We start from the raw sequence: 16,333 nt of genomic DNA, 5'->3' as shown, positions 1-16,333 counted from the left end.
ATCAGCCGAGATAGTGCGTGAGCGTCCGCGAGACGCTCACGCACAGGCCGACGACGGCGTAGGCCGCGACCGGGATCGAGACGATCCACTCCCGCCAGGAGCCCGTCGTTCCCAGCAGCGGGAGGGCGACGTGCCCGCTCGGACGCCAGACCGTGCGCAGCAGGGGCGCGTTCCGGAGCGCCCGCGGGCGCCGGATCCGGACGGGCCAGAGCGGGTTGATGCCGCCGACCGTCAGGAAGTCGCCGGCCAGATGGACGATGGCTCCCAGCCCGACCGCCGTGACGAACCAGCGTGGATCCGCGGAGGAGAAGAAGGCCACCGCCAGCCCGCACACGACGCCGACCAGCCAGGGGGTCTTCCGCATCGTGTCGGGGATGAACTTCAGGGCTTTCACCGCGAGGGACACCAGCAGCACCGAGGCGGCGCCCGCCCCCACGTAGACGGGCGCCCGGCCGCTCGGCTCGAGCGTCCAGAGGCCGGCCAGCCAGGCGAGCACGACGACGGCCACGATCCCGAGGAGTGAATGGGTGCCCTGCCGGTGCCCGCCGGCGACGCGGCCCACGACGCGGCACAGCGCCTCGGTCACGGGAGGCAGCGAACGTGCGATCGAGGCGTTGCGGTGGTCGGCGTCGGGCAGAAGAGCGGCTCCGGCGCACACCATGGCTCCCGTGGCGACTCCGCCCGGTGTGTCGCCGAAGGCCCCCAGCCCGAGCGTCAGCGAATCGGGCAGGGCGTGCGCCACGCCGGGGGCGAGGTCGGCGAGGCCGGTCTGGAGCCACGTCAGCGGGATGTGGGCCTGCGACGAGACGGCGACCCAGGCCGCCGCCCCCGTTGCCGCGTGATTGCCGCCCAGCATCGATTACCCGCTTTCACCTCAGGTCCGCTCCTCGCGCCGAGGGGCGTCCCGTGGCCGGGCGCCCGCGTCGAGCTTCGAGGAGTCGAAGACAGTTTCGAATCCTCGACACTACTTGAGGAGCGGCCGGCGGCGACGCGTCGGGTTCGTGAGTGGCGTCACTTCGCGGTGCCGCGCGTCCACTCGGGATCGCGGACGAGGATGGCACCGGAGTCCGGGCAGTAGACGATCGTCTCGGCCGAAGCGGCGAGGATCTCCGCGAGATCACCCGGCGAGAGCTGCATGCCGGAGCCCTCCGAGACACCGTGGTAGAGGCGCGCGGCGCCGATCCCCCGGCGCGCGTAGGCCTTGTCGTAGAGCCCGACCAGAGGGGCGCTGATCGTCGCAGCGAAGGCGGCCCGCTCCGACTCGGCCGATTCCAGTCGCGCGCGGACGTCCGCTGTCGCGGCCTGGATTCGTGCGTCGACCACGGAACGGGCCTCCGCGGCCGACTCGAGCGCGCGCTCGGCTGCGGACGCCTCCGACTCGGCGGCCTCGACGCGCTCCATGATGGCGAGCTCCTCGTCCTCGAGCTCCGCCTGCCTGGCATTGAGGGTCTCGACCTCGTGGCTGAGCGCCATCATGTCGCTGGCGGTACCGGCTCCCGTGTCGAGCTTGTGCTGGTCCCGGCCCAGGTGGGCCACGACCTTGGCGACAGCCGACTCCGATGCCTTCAGCTCGTCGGCCACGGATGCGAGTTCGGCCCTTGCCGCATCGGCTGCGGCCGAGGCCTCCTGCTCGGCCGACGCCGCCGCAGCCGCTTCCGGGTCCTGCTCCGCTTCGCGCAGCTGCCGCCGCAGCGCGACGACCGCCGAGTCCAGCTTCGCCAGATCGAGGAGCAGGAGTTGTTCTTCAGGTGCTGCAGTCGCCATAGGTCTCGGCTTTCTCGGTCATTGGGGTGTGAGAACGAAATCCCACGGGTCCGTGTTGATGCCGCTGACCTGCACCTCGACGTCGAAGTTCTGGTCGGTCAGCACGTTGTTGAGGGCTTCGGCCGCGGCCGGGAGCCAGAGCCATTCGCTGGCGAAGTGCGAGACGTCGATCAAGTAGGGCCGCTGGCCCCGCGCCGTTTCGCGGGCCTCGAGCGCTGGATGGTGGCGCAGGTCGCCGGTGATGTAGACGTCGGCTCCGGCCGCGCGGACGACGTCGAAGAGCGAGTCCCCGGCCCCGCCGCAGACCGCCACCCGGCGGATCACGGCCTGCCGGTCCCCCGCCACCCGGACGCCGCCCGCGACCGATGGCATGGCGCCGAAGACCTTCGACGCGAAATCACCGAGGGTTGTGGCCTGCGGCAGGTCGCCGATGCGGCCGATGCCCTCCTCGGGCAGTCCTTCGTCGGCGCTGGAGAGGGGCTCGACGTCCTGCAGACCGAAAATGTCGGAGAGTACGTCGGAGACGCCCCCGACCGCGGAATCGCCGTTCGTGTGGACCGTCAGGAGCGCGCACCGGCCCTCGATCAGCTCGTGGACGACCTCTCCCTTGGCGTCCGTCGCCGCCACCGAATTCACCCCGCGCAGCATGAGCGGGTGGTGGGTGATCAGCAGGTCGGTGCCGCGTGCCACGGCGTCGCGGGCGACGTCGAGTGTGGGGTCCACGGCGAAGAGGACCCGTTTGACGGGGCGTTCGGTTCGACCGGCGACCAGTCCCACCCGGTCCCATTTCTCCGCCAGCGACGCAGGCCACAGCTCCTCGACGGCGAGCAGGACATCGCCCAGCGTGGCCTCCGCGCGGGCCGTTCCGGGACCGAGGCCGCCACCGGGAGGTTCCGGGGAGGCCGCCGAGTCGTCTTCCTCCGGAGCCGGGCCCCCGCCAGGGGCATCGCCGTCATCGCGGGCAACCGCCTCGGCCGCCTCCGGCGCTGGGTCCTTCGGCGGCACCGGTGCCGCGCTTTCCTTCTCGGTCTCGTCGTGCATGTAACCACCGTAGCCGCCGCGGGGGCCGGCGGGCACTCACGGGCGCGCAGACACGGAAGGGAATTCGCCGCCCGCATGGATTGTTGCCACTGCTGCGGGCATGATGTCTTGAGAGGATGTTCGCCGATCCCAGCACTACCTAGGAGGAGCACGTGAGCCCAGAGGGTACAGAGAACCGGCAGACCTACTACCTCGGCGGCGGCTGCTTCTGGTGCCTCGACGCGGTCTACCGCAAGCTGCGCGGCGTGACCAGCGTCGTGTCGGGCTACATGGGCGGCGAAGCCGCCACCGCCAACTACCGTGCGGTGTGCGGGGGAACCACCGGGCACGCGGAGGTGGTGGCGGTGACCTTCGACCCGGAGGTGATCCCGTCCGACGTCGTCCTGGACGTCTTCATCGCATCGCACGACCCGACAAGCCTCAACCGGCAGGGCTACGACGTCGGCACGCAGTACCGGTCTGTCATGTTCTACGAGACGGAGGAAGAGCGCGAGGTCTTCGAAACGGCCCTCCGCCGGCACCAGGAGCATTTCCGCTCGCCCATCGTGACGGAGGTCAGCCGCGCGCCCGTCTTCCACGAGGCGGAGGCGATTCACCAAGATTATTACGAGCAGAATCCCGGCGCGGGCTATTGCAACGTCATCATTAACCCGAAACTGTCCAAGGTGCGCCGATATTACGCTTCGTGGCTCGTCGAAGCTGCGTCCCACTAGTCAGGTCTAGGGTTGGGGGCGAAGCTCCGTTCGCCGACACGTTCGCATCTACGAGCGGGCGAAAGGCGACCACGTACTCGACTCAGCTCGAACGAAACGAAGGAAAATACATGGGGAAGATCTACAACAACGTCACTGAACTCGTCGGCGGCACCCCGCTGGTCCGGCTCAACCGCTTGACCGAGGGACTCCCCGGAGACGTCGCCGTCAAGCTGGAGTTCTTCAACCCGGCCAACAGCGTCAAGGACCGGATCGGCGTCGCCATCGTGGACGCGGCCGAGAAGGCCGGGGCCTTGAAGCCGGGCGGCACCATCGTCGAGGGCACCTCCGGCAACACCGGGATCGCCCTGGCGCTCGTCGGCGCGGCACGCGGCTACCGGGTCATCCTCACGATGCCGGAGACCATGTCCACGGAACGTCGTGTCATGCTCCGCGCCTTCGGCGCCGAGATCGTGCTCACGCCCGGCTCGGAGGGCATGCGCGGGGCTGTGGAGAAAGCCAAGCAGATCGTCGCGACCACCGAGAACGCGATCTGGGCCCAGCAGTTCGCGAACGAGGCCAACTCGGCCATCCACCGCGAGACCACCGGCCAGGAGATCTGGGACGACACCGACGGCGAGGTCGACGTGCTCGTCTCCGGCATCGGCACCGGCGGCACCATCACCGGTGCCGGCAACCTCCTCAAGGAGCTGAAGCCGGAGGTCAAGATCGTCGCCGTCGAGCCGGCCGACTCCCCCATCCTCAACGGCGGGGCCCCGGGCCCGCACAAGATCCAGGGCCTCGGGGCCAACTTCGTCCCGGAGATCCTCGACACCAACGTGTACGACGAGGTCCTGGACGCCTCCGTCGAGGATTCGGTCACGACCGCCCGCGCGCTGGGCACCCAGGAGGGCATCCTGGGCGGCATCTCCTCGGGTGCGGCCGTCTGGGCCGCGCTGCAGGTGGCTGCGCGTCCGGAGAGCGAGGGCAAGCTGATCGTGACGGTCGTTCCGGACTTCGGTGAGCGCTACATCTCGACCCTCCTCTACGACGACATCCGCGGCTGATCGACGGCGGGGCAAGGTTCGAACCACTGTGAACTTCTTTTCACGCCTGACCGAGGACCTCGTCTCCGCGCGCGCCCATGATCCGGCGGCGCGCGGAGACGTGGAGAACTTCCTCGCCTACTCGGGGCTCCACGCCATCTGGGCTCACCGGGTGGCCAACCGGTTGTGGCAGAAGCCCCAGCTGCGTCTGGCGGCGCGCCTGCTCTCGCAGTTCGCCCGTTTCCTGACGGGCATCGAGATCCATCCGGGGGCGACCATCGGACGCAGGTTCTTCATCGACCACGGGTCCGGCGTAGTCATCGGCGAGACGGCCGAGGTCGGCGACGACGTCATGCTCTACCACGGCGTCACGCTCGGCGGCCGGTCGCTGGCGCGGGTCAAGCGGCACCCGACGATCGGCGACCGCGTGGTCGTCGGCGCCGGGGCGAAGATCCTCGGCCCCATCGAGATCGGGGCGGACTCGGCGGTCGGTGCCAACGCCGTCGTCGTCAAGGACGCGCCGCCGCACTCGATCGTCACGGGCATCCCGGCCACCAACCGGCCGCGTCTGCCCGGCGAGCACAAGCCGGCCGTGGACCCGGCGGAGTACGTGGACCCGGCCATCTACATCTAGGCGGCACGCCTCCGGGCGCGCCCGGAACGCACTGCACGACGTCGGCGGGCGAGGTGATCCGATCACCTCGCCCGCCGACGTCGTACGTGCTGGTGCGGCCGCGCACTGGACACACGAACACGAAGAAGGGGCAGCCCGCCGTCGCCGGCGGGCTGCCCCTTCTGCCGCTCCGTGGAGCGGCGGGCGACTAGTGGGTCGAGACGGCGCTGATCTCCGTCTTGTCACCGCTCCACTGGGTGTGGAAGGTGCCCTCGCGGTCGACGCGCTCGTACGTGTGGGCGCCGAAGAGGTCGCGCTGGCCCTGGATCAGAGCCGCCGGCAGGCGCTTGCGGCGCAGGCCGTCGTAGTAGGCCAGCGAGGCCGAGAAGACGGGGACCGGGATGCCGAGCTGGACGGCGGTGGCCACCACGCGGCGCCACGCCGGAACGGCCTCCGCGATCGCCTCCGTGAACGCCGGGGCCAGCAGCAGGTTTTCCGGCGCCTGTTCCCCGGAGTAGGCCTTCATGATGTCGTCGAGCAGGTCGGCACGGATGATGCAGCCGGCGCGCCAGAGCGAGGCGATCTCCGCGAGGTTCAGCTCCCAGTCGTACTCGGCGGCGGCGTTGTCGAGCATGTCCAGGCCCTGGGCGTAGGAGACCAGCTTGGAGGCGAAGAGCGCCTGGCGGACGTCCTCCACGAAGTTCTCCGGCAGCGCGACGTCGGCCTCGTGGCCGACGAGGGTCTCCTGGGCGAGGGCGCGCTGGGAGCGCTGGGACGAGAGGCCGCGCGCGAAGACGGACTCCGCGATGCCGGACGTCGGGGCGCCGAGCTGCAGCGCGGAGACGACCGTCCAGCGGCCGGTGCCCTTCTGGCCGGCCGAGTCGACGATGACGTCGACGAGCGGCTTGCCCGTGGCGGCGTCGACGTGGCCGAGCACCTCGGCCGAGATCTCGATGAGGAAGGAGGCGAGGCTCGTCGAGTTCCACTCGGTGAAGATCTTCGACTGCTCGGCGGGCTCCAGTCCGGCACCGGCGCGGAGGAGGTCGTAGGCCTCTCCGATGACCTGCATGTCGGCGTACTCGATGCCGTTGTGGACCATCTTGACGAAGTGGCCGGCGCCGTCGGTGGAGATCCAGGCGCAGCAGGGCTCGCCCTTGTACTTGGCGGAGATCTTCTCCAGCATCGGGCCCAGCGCCTCGTAGGACTGCTTCGAGCCGCCCGGCATGATGGACGGGCCGAGCAGGGCGCCCTCCTCGCCGCCGGAAACGCCGACGCCGACGAAGTGGAGGTCCTGCTTGGCGAGTTCGGCCTCGCGGCGTCGCGTGTCCTCGAAGTGGGAGTTGCCGCCGTCGATCACGATATCGCCCGGCTCCAGGAGCGGGACCAGCTGCTCGATCACGGAGTCGACCGGCTTGCCTGCCTTGACCATGATCATGACGCGGCGCGGGGTTTCCAGGCTCTCGACGAGCTCCTCGAGCGACTCGGTGCGGACGAAGTCGCCCTCGTCCCCGTGCGTATCCAGCAGCGCGTCGGTCTTGCCGACCGAGCGGTTGTGGACGGCGACGGTGTATCCGTTGCGCGCGAAGTTGCGGGCGAGGTTTGCGCCCATGACGGCTAGGCCGGTGACGCCAATCTGTGCAGGCATGCGGAAGGATCCTCCGGAATGGTGAGTAGATTCGGTGCGCCCAAATGCCTGGCGCACTCCTCAGCCTAGCCCAAAACAGAGCAGGACCCGCCAAAAGTATTACCTTTGGCGGGTCCTTTGATGCAGTATTACGGAGGGCGACTCCTGTGGGTCCTACCGGGATCGAACCGATGACATCCACGGTGTAAGCGTGGCGCTCTACCAGCTGAGCTAAAGACCCTTGCGGCGATCCATCTTATCCGCCTCGATCGGGGATCGCCAAATTGTCATGCCCCTTGTCCCAGGGCCTGTTGGTACCGCGCCCAGGGTCGCGCCTGCCCGACGTCCGAGCCGAACGCGTCCGCGATCCGGCCCCCGCGAACCAGGTACGTGGCCCGCAATGCGCGGCCGGCCCCGTGGTCGAAGCAGCCGAACTGCTGCGCGGCGGCCCCGTGGGGCCAGAAGTCCGCGAGCAGTGTGAAGCCCAGGCCCTCCTGCTCGGCGTAGGCGCGCAACGCGAACTTGTGGTCCACCGACACGCCGAAGACCTCCGTGCCGTCCTCGCGGATGACCGCGAGGTGCTCCTGGAGGTCCCGCAGCTCCGACGTGCAGACGCGCGAGAACGCGAACGGATAGAAGACCAGCAGGTACGACGCCGGCATGTCGGCCGGCGTGAGCGGCTCGCCGTGGTGCGTGGTCACGGCGAAGTCCGGCACCCCGGTTCCGGGGGCGAGGAGCTGCACGGAACGGTCAGTTCTTGCGTCGCGGCATCAGGCGTGCCGCCGCCCATTCCTCGGAAACGCCCTCGCTCGTCGTCACGTGCAGACCCGCAGTCGGAGCCGCCTCGAGGATCTCCGCCGGGGGCACGTGGGCATCGCGTCCGCTCTTCGGAGTCAGCAGCCAGACCACTCCCCCCTCCTCGAGCGACGTCAAGGAGTCGACGAGGGCGTCGACCAGATCGCCGTCACCGTCCCGCCACCACAGGACGACGCCGTCTACGACGTCTTGGTCCTCTTCGGTGAGCAGTTCGGAACCGATGCCATCCTCGAGCGCGTCTCTCAGATCGAAGTCGACGTCGTCGTCGTACCCCAACTCCTGAATGAGGTCGCCCTCTTTGAATCCCATCCTGGCGGCAGCCATCGATGTAGCTGCTGCAGCCTCGCTCACAGTGTGTTCCTCCCTTAGTACGTCTCTGACAGTTCCAGCCAACACCTTTAAGCCGGGCGCATCAAGCGCGCGCTCGATGACACGCCGCTAATTCCGCTTTCCGTGACGTCTTCGAGGCCTTCGACCGGGCCGAATGACGCCCCCGGCTACGCATTGAGGCGCTGGGCGGATTAGAGTGGCGTGGATGGCTGTCACCGCAATCACGATGGCAGCCAAAGACGCATGGCGGCTGAATTGCCACGGCCGGCGTCGTGACATTCGTTCACGGCGGGCCGCCGCCTGCCCCCACGCTGTAACCCGCTGCAAGGAGAATTTGGACGTGGCTGACGATCACATTTCACACATCCGCTCTGGCTTGACCAGCCAGCTGCCGGACCGCGATCCCGAGGAGACGGCCGAGTGGCTCGAATCCTTCGATGATCTGGTTGAGGCTCAGGGAACCGAACGGGCCCAGTTCATCGTTCGCTCGTTGCTTCAGCGTGCAGGCGCCAAGAGCGTCGGCGTGCCGATGGTGACTACGACCGACTACGTGAATACGATTCCGGTCGACCAGGAGCCGGACTTCCCCGGCGACGAGGAGGTCGAGCGCCGCTACCGCGCATGGATGCGCTGGAACGCCGCCATCATGGTGCACCGCGGGCAGCAGCCCGACATCGGCGTCGGCGGGCACATCTCGACGTTCGCCGGTGCCGCCACCCTCTACGAAGTGGGCTTCAACCACTTCTTCCGTGGCAAGAACCACCCCGGCGGCGGCGACCAGGTGTTCTTCCAGGGGCACGCCTCCCCCGGCATGTACGCACGCGCCTTCATGGAGGGGCGCCTCTCCGAAGAGGACCTCGACGGGTTCCGCCAGGAGAAGTCGAAGAAGGGCAACGGCCTGCCGTCGTACCCGCACCCGCGCAACATGCCGGACTTCTGGGAGTTCCCGACGGTGTCGATGGGCATCGGCCCGGCCAACGCCATCTACCAGGCGCAGGCCAACCGCTACATGCACAACCGCGGCATCAAGGACACGTCGCAGCAGCACGTGTGGGCGTACCTCGGCGACGGCGAGATGGACGAGCCCGAGTCGCGCGGCTTCCTCCAGCTGGCGGCCAACGAGAAGCTCGACAACCTCACGTTCGTGATCAACTGCAACCTGCAGCGCCTCGACGGACCGGTGCGCGGCAACGGCAAGATCATGCAGGAGCTGGAGGCGTTCTTCCGCGGCGCCGGTTGGAACGTCATCAAGGTGACCTGGGGTCGCGAGTGGGACGCACTGCTCGAGAAGGACCAGTCGGGCGCTCTGGTGGACATCATGAACCAGACCCCGGACGGCGACTACCAGACCTACAAGGCCGAATCGGGGGCGTTCGTCCGCGAGCACTTCTTCGGCAAGTCGCCGGAGACCAAGGAGCTCGTCGCCGACATGAGCGACGACGAGATCTGGAACCTCAAGCGCGGCGGCCACGACTACCGCAAGGTCTACGCGGCCTACAAGGCGTCCATGGAGGCCAACGGCAAGCCGACGGTCATCCTTGCCAAGACCGTCAAGGGCTACGGCCTGGGCCCGCACTTCGAGGCCCGCAACGCCACGCACCAGATGAAGAAGCTGACGCTGGACGACCTGAAGGCGTTCCGCGACCACCTGCGCATCCCGATCACGGATGAGCAGCTGGAATCCGACCCGTACCGGCCCCCGTACTACCACCCCGGGGCGGACGCGCCGGAGATCAAGTACATGATGGAGCGCCGCTCCGAGCTGGGCGGCTCCGTCCCGGAGCGCCGCAACGCCCCGCGGGAGATCGAGCTCCCGCCGGAGAAGACGTACGCGATCGCCAAGCGCGGCTCCGGCAAGCAGCAGGCCGCCACGACCATGGCGTTCGTCCGTCTGCTCAAGGACATCATGCGGGACAAGAACTTCGGCGACCGGATCGTGCCGATCGTTCCCGACGAGGCCCGGACCTTCGGCATGGACTCCTTCTTCCCGACGGCCAAGATCTACAACCCGAAGGGGCAGAACTACCTGTCCGTGGACCGGGACCTGGTCCTGGCCTACAAGGAGTCCCCGCAGGGGCAGATCCTCCACCCGGGCATCAACGAGGCCGGCGCGCTCGGAGCCTTCACCGGGATCGGCACGGCCTACGCCACCCACGGCGAACCGCTGATCCCCGTGTACGTGTTCTACTCGATGTTCGGTTTCCAGCGCACGGGCGACCAGTTCTGGGCGGCCGCCGACCAGATGGCCCGCGGATTCGTCATCGGCGCTACGGCAGGGCGTACGACGCTGACCGGAGAGGGCCTGCAGCACGCTGACGGCCACTCGCCGCTCCTCGCCTCGACCAACCCCGCCGTCGTCGCCTACGACCCGGCCTACGGGTACGAGATCGGCCACATCATGCGCGCCGGCCTGGAGCGCATGTACGGCGGGAAGCACCCGGACCCGAACGTCATGTACTACCTGACGGTGTACAACGAGCCGATCACCCAGCCGGCCGAGCCGGAAGAGCTCGATGTCGACGGCCTGCTCAAGGGCATCTACCTGGCCGGACCGGCCGAGGTGGACGGCCCGCGAACGCAGCTGCTCGCGTCCGGTGTCGCCATGGCGTGGGCCATCGAGGCCCAGCAGATCCTCGCCGACGAGTGGGGCGTCTCGGCCGACGTCTGGTCGGTGACGAGCTGGAACGAGCTGCGCCGGGATGCGCTGGCCGCCGAGGAGGAGGCCTTCCTCAACGCCGACGAGAAGGCGCGCACGCCCTTCATCACCGAACAGCTCGCCGGCGCCACGGGTCCGGTCGTCGCGGTCAGCGACTACATGGCCGCGGTCCCCGACCAGGTGCGCCAGTACGTGCCGAACGAGTGGGCCACGCTCGGGGCGGACGGCTTCGGCTTCTCCGACACCCGCGCCGCGGCACGCCGGTTCTTCAAGATCGACGCCCACAGCGTCGTCGTCCGCGCCCTGCAGATGCTCGCCCGCCGCGGCGAGGTTCCGGCGGAGGCTCCGGCGCAGGCGTTCGAGCGCTACCAGCTCGACGACGTCAACGCCGGCACCAGCGGCAGTGCCGGAGGCGACAGCTGACCGGACGGCTACCCCACGACGGCGGGGCGCCACCTCACCAGCGCAGTGTGCTGGAGGGTGGCGCCCCGCCGTCGTTTTGTAGTTATCCCACAAAAACGCGGAGTTCTCCGGCTGGGTGAAACGGGGCCCCGCGAGTATCCTCGATCTATGACCGAAACGCGTTCCGTGCCGGGCGGCGGCAGAAATCGACCACCGCGGCAGCCCCAGGCCAGCGCGGAAACGCTCCGGAGGCTCAAGGACCACCTGGGGATCCTCTCCACGGTCGCCCTCAAGCACCTCGACCAGTCCCTGCCGTGGTACCGCGGGCTTGAGCCGGAGGAGCGGGCGGCCCTCGGGCTCGTCGCCCAGAAGGGCATCGCGTCCTTCGTCTCGTGGTACGAGCAGCCCACGAGCCCCCAGTGGGTGCTCAACGACGTCTTCGGTGCGGCACCCACCGAGCTGACCCGCTCGATCAGCCTGCAGAAGGCGCTCCAGCTGATCCGCACGATCGTGGAGGTCGTCGAGAACCAGGTCCCCGATCTCGCGAGCGAGGCCGAGCAGGTCTCGCTCAGGGAGGCCGTCCTCCGCTATTCGCGCGAGGTCGCCTTCGCGGCCGCCGACGTCTACGCGCGGGCCGCGGAGACCCGGGGCGCCTGGGACAGCCGCCTCGAGGCGCTCGTGGTGGACGCTGTCATGCGGGGCGAGGACACCGACACGCTCAGATCGCGGTTCGCCGCAGTCGGCTGGAAGTCGCAGGACGGGATCCACGTGATGGTCGGGCGCGCCCCCGAGCAGTCGAACGCGCGCTTCGTGGGCGAGCTGCGCCGCGCGTCCCTCCGCTACGCGCACGACTGCCTCGTCGGAATCCAGGGCGAGCGTCTCATCGTGATGCTCGGCGGCGTCCGCGACAACGCCGCCACCGGATTGCGCCGGCTGGCCGAGTACTTCGCCGACGGGCCCGTCGTCTACGGGCCGCGGGCCGACTCCCTGCGGGCGGCGACGGCATCCGCCCAGGCGGCGTTCGCCGGACTCGCGGCCGCCAGCGCGTGGAACCAGGCGCCGCGCCCGACGGCGGCCGACGACCTGTGGCCCGAACGGGTGATCAACGGCGACGCGAGCGCCGGTGCGGCCCTCGTCGACAACGTCTACCGCCCCCTGGTCAAAGCCGGCAACGGGCTGGTCGAGACCCTGTCCAGCTATCTCACGCTCGGGCACTCGCTGGAGGGGACGGCCCGGGAGCTCTTCGTGCACGCCAATACGGTGCGCTACCGCCTCAAGCGGGTCAGCGAGATCACCGGGTGGGATCCCCTTATCCCCCGGGAGGCCTTCGTCCTGCAGACCTCGCTCGTGGTCGGCCGCCTGGCCGACTGTCCCGCGTACTGAATCGGTTGTAGGATTCCTACAACACGCCGAGGAGAGCTTGGTGTGCCCGAACACCGAGTAATCCCCCAATCCTTGGAAAGCTTGAACTGTGCTAGCAATCGTGTGCCCCGGACAGGGATCTCAGACCCCCGGCTTCCTGTCCCCGTGGCTTGAACTCCCGGGTGTCGCCGACCATCTGAATCACCTCGCCGAACTCGCCGGACGTGATCTGGTCGAGTTCGGAACCGTCGCCGACGAGGAGACCATCAAGGACACCGCAGTGGCGCAGCCGCTGATCGTGGCCGCCGGTCTCCTCGCAGCGCGCCAGCTCTTCGCCGAGCTGCCCGACGGCGCTGTCCCCGCCGGAGCCGTTCTCGCCGGCCACTCGGTCGGCGAGATCACTGCGGCTGCGCTGGCCGGCGCCCTCCCCGAGGACGACGCCGTGGCATTCGTCCGCGAGCGGGCGAACGCCATGGCCGAGGCGGCGGCGGTGACGCCGACCGGCATGGCGGCAGTCCTCGGCGGTGCCGCCGACGAGGTCCTGGCCTCCATCGAGGCGGCCGGCCTGACGGCAGCGAACGCCAACGGCGCCGGCCAGGTCGTCGCGGCGGGCACGGCGGAGCAGATCGCCTCCTTCGTGGAGAACCCGCCGGCCAAGGCCCGCGTGATCCCCCTGAAGGTCGCCGGCGCCTTCCACACCGAGCACATGGCGCCGGCCGTCGGCGTGCTGCAGGCCCTGGCGCCGACGCTGCGCGCCGCCGATCCCCGGGTGACGCTGCTGAGCAACTACGACGGCGCTCCGGTGGCCTCGGGATCCGCGAATCTCGAGAGCCTGGTCGCCCAGGTGTCCCGGCCCGTGCGCTGGGACCTGTGCATGGAGCAGCTCTCGGCCCTGGGCGTCACCGGCATCCTGGAGCTTCCGCCGGCAGGTACCCTCGTAGGGTTGGCCAAGCGCGCACTGCGCGGCACGGCCACCTTCGCGCTCAAGTCGCCAGAGGATCTGGACGCCGCCCGCGAGTTCGTCGCAGAGCACGCCAGCCGAGAGGACCGGAACTGACATGACCGCCACCTTGAACCAGAAGCCGACCAATCCCGGCAGCCGGATCCTCGGCCTCGGAGCCTTCCGTGGCGACGTCGTCGTGACCAACGAGGACGTCTGCGAGTGGATCGACTCCTCGGACGAGTGGATCCGGCAGCGGACCGGGATCGTCACCCGGCGGCGCGCGTCGGCTGACGTCTCGCTCCTCGACATGGCGGAGGGGGCCGCCCGAGAGGCCCTCGAGCGTGCGGGCATCGAGGCCGGCCAGCTGGGCGCTGTGATCGTCTCCACCGTGACCTTCCCCTACGCGACGCCGTCCGCGGCGGCGGCACTGGCCGAGCGCATCGGCGCGACCCCGGCGCCCGCCTTCGACATCTCCGCGGCCTGTGCAGGCTACTGCTACGGCATCGCCCAAGGAGATTCGCTCGTCCGCTCCGGAACCGCCGACTACGTGCTCGTGATCGGCGCCGAGAAGCTCTCCGATGTCATCGACAACCACGAGCGGACGATCTCGTTCCTGCTCGGCGACGGCGCCGGCGCCGTGGTGCTCGGCCCGTCCGAGACGCCCGGCGTCTCGCCGTCCGTCTGGGGCTCCGACGGCGCCAAATGGGACACGATCGGGATGACGCACTCCATGCTCGACCTGCGCGACATCGCCGTGGCCGCCGAGAACGACCCGGAGGGCACGGCCCTCGTCGCGGAGACCGAGGCCAAGCTCTGGCCGACCCTGCGCCAGGACGGCCAGACCGTCTTCCGGTGGGCCGTCTGGTCCATGGCGAAGGTGGCCAAGCAGGCACTGGAAGACGCCGGGATCACCAGCGAGGACCTCTCCGCCTTCATCCCCCACCAGGCCAACATGCGCATCATCGACGAGATGGTCAAGCAGTTGAAGCTGCCGGACACCGTGGCCGTGGGCCGCGACATCGCCGACATGGGCAACACCTCCGCGGCCTCGATCCCGTTGGCCATGCACCGCCTGCTCGAGGAGCAGCCGGAGCTCTCCGGCGGACTCGCCTTGCAGATCGGCTTCGGCGCGGGCCTCGTCTTCGGCGCGCAGGTCGTCCGCCTGCCCTAGGCTCTTCCTAGGAACCACCATTCCTCCGCACTACCCGCCGTCGGTCGATGGCGGGACCAAGCGTCGGGACAGCCCGACACAACAGAAAGGAAGCCGACATGGCTAGCAACGAAGAGATCCTGGCCGGACTGGCCGACATCGTCAACGAGGAGACCGGTCTGGAAGCTGACGCAGTGCAGCTCGACAAGTCCTTCACCGACGACCTCGACATCGACTCGATCTCGATGATGACCATCGTCGTCAACGCCGAAGAGAAGTTCGACGTGAAGATCCCGGACGAGGAAGTCAAGAACCTCAAGACCGTCGGTGACGCCGTCAACTACATCGCCGGCGCCCAGGCCTGACCTGAGTCCTGCGGTTCCGCCGCACCTTCTGAAGGACCGCCCAGTCTTTCCACTCCCCGCTGGTCCCCGCGACCGGGAAGCGGAGTGGCCGCGTGGTGGGCAATGTCCACCTGGCCGTTGCCCACCACGTCTGCCGACCAGGCTGGTCGCGATCTACCTGACAACAGTTCTCCATCGCGAAAAGAGAGATTTCTGATGGCCCGCAAAGTCGTAATCACCGGTCTGGGTGCTACCACGCCCATCGGCGGGGATGTCCCCACACTCTGGGAGAACGCCCTCAAGGGTACTTCCGGCGCACACACCTTGACCGACGATTGGGTCGAAGAGTACCAGCTCCCTGTCCACTTCGCGGCCCGCGTCACGACGCCCGCCAGCGAGACGCTCTCCCGCGTCGAGATGAAGCGCATGGATCCGTCGACCCAGTTCGCCGTCGTCGCGGCCCGCGAGGCCTGGAAGGACTCCGGGATCGACGAGATGGACAAGGACCGTCTCGGCGTCGCCTTCGCCACCGGCATCGGCGGCGTCTGGACCCTGCTCGACGCCTGGGACACCCTCCGCGAGAAGGGCCCGCGGCGCGTGCTGCCGATGACGGTCCCCATGCTCATGCCCAATGGGCCGGCAGCAGCGGTCAGCCTGGACCTGGGTGCCCGCGCCGGTGCGCACACCCCCGTCTCCGCCTGCGCCTCGGGCACCGAGGCGATGGACGTCGGCCTCGAGCTGATCCGCGCAGGCAAGGCCGACGTCGTGATGGTCGGCGGTGCCGAGGCCGCGATCCACCCGATGCCGCTCGCCGCCTTCTCCTCGATGCAGGCCCTCTCCCGTCGCAATGACGACCCGGAGCACGCCTCGCGCCCCTACGATGTCGACCGCGACGGCTTCGTGATGGGCGAGGGCGCCGGTGCGCTGGTGCTCGAGGCCGAGGAGCACGCTCTGGCGCGCGGTGCCCGCATCTACGCCGAGCTGGCCGGCACCTCGGTGACCGCCGACGCGTACCACATCACGGCGCCGGACCCCGAGGGTCTGGGCGCCACCCGTGCGCTGAAGGCGGCCATGTTCGACGGCCTCATCCAGCCGGAGGACGTCGTCCACGTCAACGCCCACGCCACGTCGACGCCGGTCGGCGACAAGCCGGAGTACACCGCGCTCAGCTCGGCCCTGGGATCCCACGTCGACAACGTCGCCGTCTCCGCGACGAAGTCGCAGATGGGGCACCTCCTGGGAGCCTCGGGGGCCGTCGAGTCCGTCCTCGCCGTCCTGGCCGTCTACGAGCGCAAGGCGCCTGTGACGATCAACCTCGAGAACCAGGACCCGGAGATTCCGCTGGACGTCGTCACCGGCGAGGCGCGCGACCTGCCGCAGGGCCAGATCGTGGCCCTGAACAACTCCTTCGGATTCGGCGGGCACAACGCCGTGGTTGCGGTCCGCAGCGTCTGATCAGCCGGATCCCGACCGCGGACGGAAGAGGGCGGTTGGCGCGTGGATTTCCACGCGCCAACCGCCCTCTTCGCTTTTCGGGACAGACGCCGAGG

At 69.1% G+C, this 16,333-nt stretch carries 15 protein-coding genes and 1 tRNA gene; 9 read left to right on the top strand and 7 right to left on the bottom strand.

Features of this window, described 5'->3' with window-relative positions; genetic code table 11:
- Position 1 precedes the first annotated feature (1 nt).
- The 3 genes from IE069_RS15275 to IE069_RS15265 form a co-directional block, all read right to left on the bottom strand.
- Positions 2-856 (bottom strand): metal-dependent hydrolase, encoded by an 855-nt coding sequence (locus tag IE069_RS15275; RefSeq protein WP_189351542.1) that lies wholly within the window; start codon positions 854-856, stop codon positions 2-4.
- Positions 857-1,011: 155 nt separating this feature from the next.
- Positions 1,012-1,764, bottom strand: coding sequence for a zinc ribbon domain-containing protein (locus IE069_RS15270; protein WP_189351541.1), 753 nt, complete (start codon positions 1,762-1,764; stop codon positions 1,012-1,014).
- 18 nt (positions 1,765-1,782) lie between these two features.
- Positions 1,783-2,805 carry a Nif3-like dinuclear metal center hexameric protein gene (locus IE069_RS15265; RefSeq protein ID WP_189351540.1) on the bottom strand — a complete coding sequence of 341 codons (1,023 nt, stop codon included), beginning with the start codon at positions 2,803-2,805 and terminating at the stop codon, positions 1,783-1,785.
- 152 nt (positions 2,806-2,957) lie between these two features.
- On the opposite strand from IE069_RS15265, the gene msrA reads away from it, so the two are divergent.
- The 3 genes from msrA to epsC all read left to right on the top strand — a co-directional run bounded on the left by msrA (position 2,958) and on the right by epsC (position 5,177).
- Positions 2,958-3,518 (top strand): peptide-methionine (S)-S-oxide reductase MsrA, encoded by a 561-nt coding sequence (gene msrA, locus IE069_RS15260; RefSeq protein ID WP_189351539.1) that lies wholly within the window; start codon positions 2,958-2,960, stop codon positions 3,516-3,518.
- Between the two features lie 110 nt (positions 3,519-3,628).
- Complete coding sequence (cysK, locus tag IE069_RS15255; protein WP_189351538.1) at positions 3,629-4,564, top strand: cysteine synthase A; 936 nt, start codon at positions 3,629-3,631, stop codon at positions 4,562-4,564.
- A gap of 28 nt (positions 4,565-4,592) precedes the next feature.
- Positions 4,593-5,177 (top strand): serine O-acetyltransferase EpsC, encoded by a 585-nt coding sequence (gene epsC, locus IE069_RS15250; RefSeq protein WP_189351537.1) that lies wholly within the window; start codon positions 4,593-4,595, stop codon positions 5,175-5,177.
- Positions 5,178-5,364: 187 nt separating this feature from the next.
- Here epsC and gnd read toward each other — a convergent pair whose 3' ends face one another.
- From gnd to IE069_RS15230, 4 genes are all read right to left on the bottom strand, one after another.
- Positions 5,365-6,801, bottom strand: a complete 1,437-nt coding sequence (gnd, locus tag IE069_RS15245; protein ID WP_189351536.1) for an NADP-dependent phosphogluconate dehydrogenase — start codon at positions 6,799-6,801, stop codon at positions 5,365-5,367.
- Positions 6,802-6,948: 147 nt separating this feature from the next.
- Positions 6,949-7,021: transfer RNA gene (locus tag IE069_RS15240), tRNA-Val, on the bottom strand.
- A gap of 46 nt (positions 7,022-7,067) precedes the next feature.
- Entirely contained in the window at positions 7,068-7,523 is a 456-nt protein-coding gene (locus IE069_RS15235) for a redoxin domain-containing protein (RefSeq protein ID WP_189351535.1), read from the bottom strand.
- Between the two features lie 7 nt (positions 7,524-7,530).
- Positions 7,531-7,947, bottom strand: a complete 417-nt coding sequence (locus IE069_RS15230) for a DUF3052 domain-containing protein (protein ID WP_189351534.1) — start codon at positions 7,945-7,947, stop codon at positions 7,531-7,533.
- Positions 7,948-8,266: 319 nt separating this feature from the next.
- On the opposite strand from IE069_RS15230, the gene aceE reads away from it, so the two are divergent.
- From aceE to fabF, 6 genes are all read left to right on the top strand, one after another.
- On the top strand, positions 8,267-11,005 hold the full coding sequence (aceE, locus tag IE069_RS15225) for a pyruvate dehydrogenase (acetyl-transferring), homodimeric type (RefSeq protein ID WP_229791206.1): 2,739 nt from the start codon (positions 8,267-8,269) through the stop codon (positions 11,003-11,005).
- 147 nt (positions 11,006-11,152) lie between these two features.
- Positions 11,153-12,367: a PucR family transcriptional regulator gene (locus IE069_RS15220; protein ID WP_189351533.1), complete on the top strand. Its 1,215-nt coding sequence runs from the start codon at positions 11,153-11,155 to the stop codon at positions 12,365-12,367.
- 88 nt (positions 12,368-12,455) lie between these two features.
- Positions 12,456-13,403, top strand: a complete 948-nt coding sequence (locus IE069_RS15215) for an ACP S-malonyltransferase (protein ID WP_189351532.1) — start codon at positions 12,456-12,458, stop codon at positions 13,401-13,403.
- 1 nt (position 13,404) lies between these two features.
- Entirely contained in the window at positions 13,405-14,460 is a 1,056-nt protein-coding gene (locus tag IE069_RS15210; RefSeq protein ID WP_189351531.1) for a beta-ketoacyl-ACP synthase III, read from the top strand.
- 98 nt (positions 14,461-14,558) lie between these two features.
- On the top strand, positions 14,559-14,804 hold the full coding sequence (locus IE069_RS15205) for an acyl carrier protein (RefSeq protein ID WP_189351530.1): 246 nt from the start codon (positions 14,559-14,561) through the stop codon (positions 14,802-14,804).
- A 195-nt stretch (positions 14,805-14,999) separates the two neighbouring features.
- Positions 15,000-16,238 (top strand): beta-ketoacyl-ACP synthase II, encoded by a 1,239-nt coding sequence (gene fabF / locus IE069_RS15200; protein WP_189351529.1) that lies wholly within the window; start codon positions 15,000-15,002, stop codon positions 16,236-16,238.
- Positions 16,239-16,333 lie beyond the last annotated feature (95 nt).

The organism is Zhihengliuella salsuginis (genome assembly GCF_014651715.1).
GTDB classification, from domain to species: Bacteria; Actinomycetota; Actinomycetes; order Actinomycetales; family Micrococcaceae; genus Zhihengliuella; species Zhihengliuella salsuginis.
The sequence above is the reverse complement of the archived record's forward strand: the minus strand, read 5'-3'. Positions and strand labels throughout refer to the sequence as shown.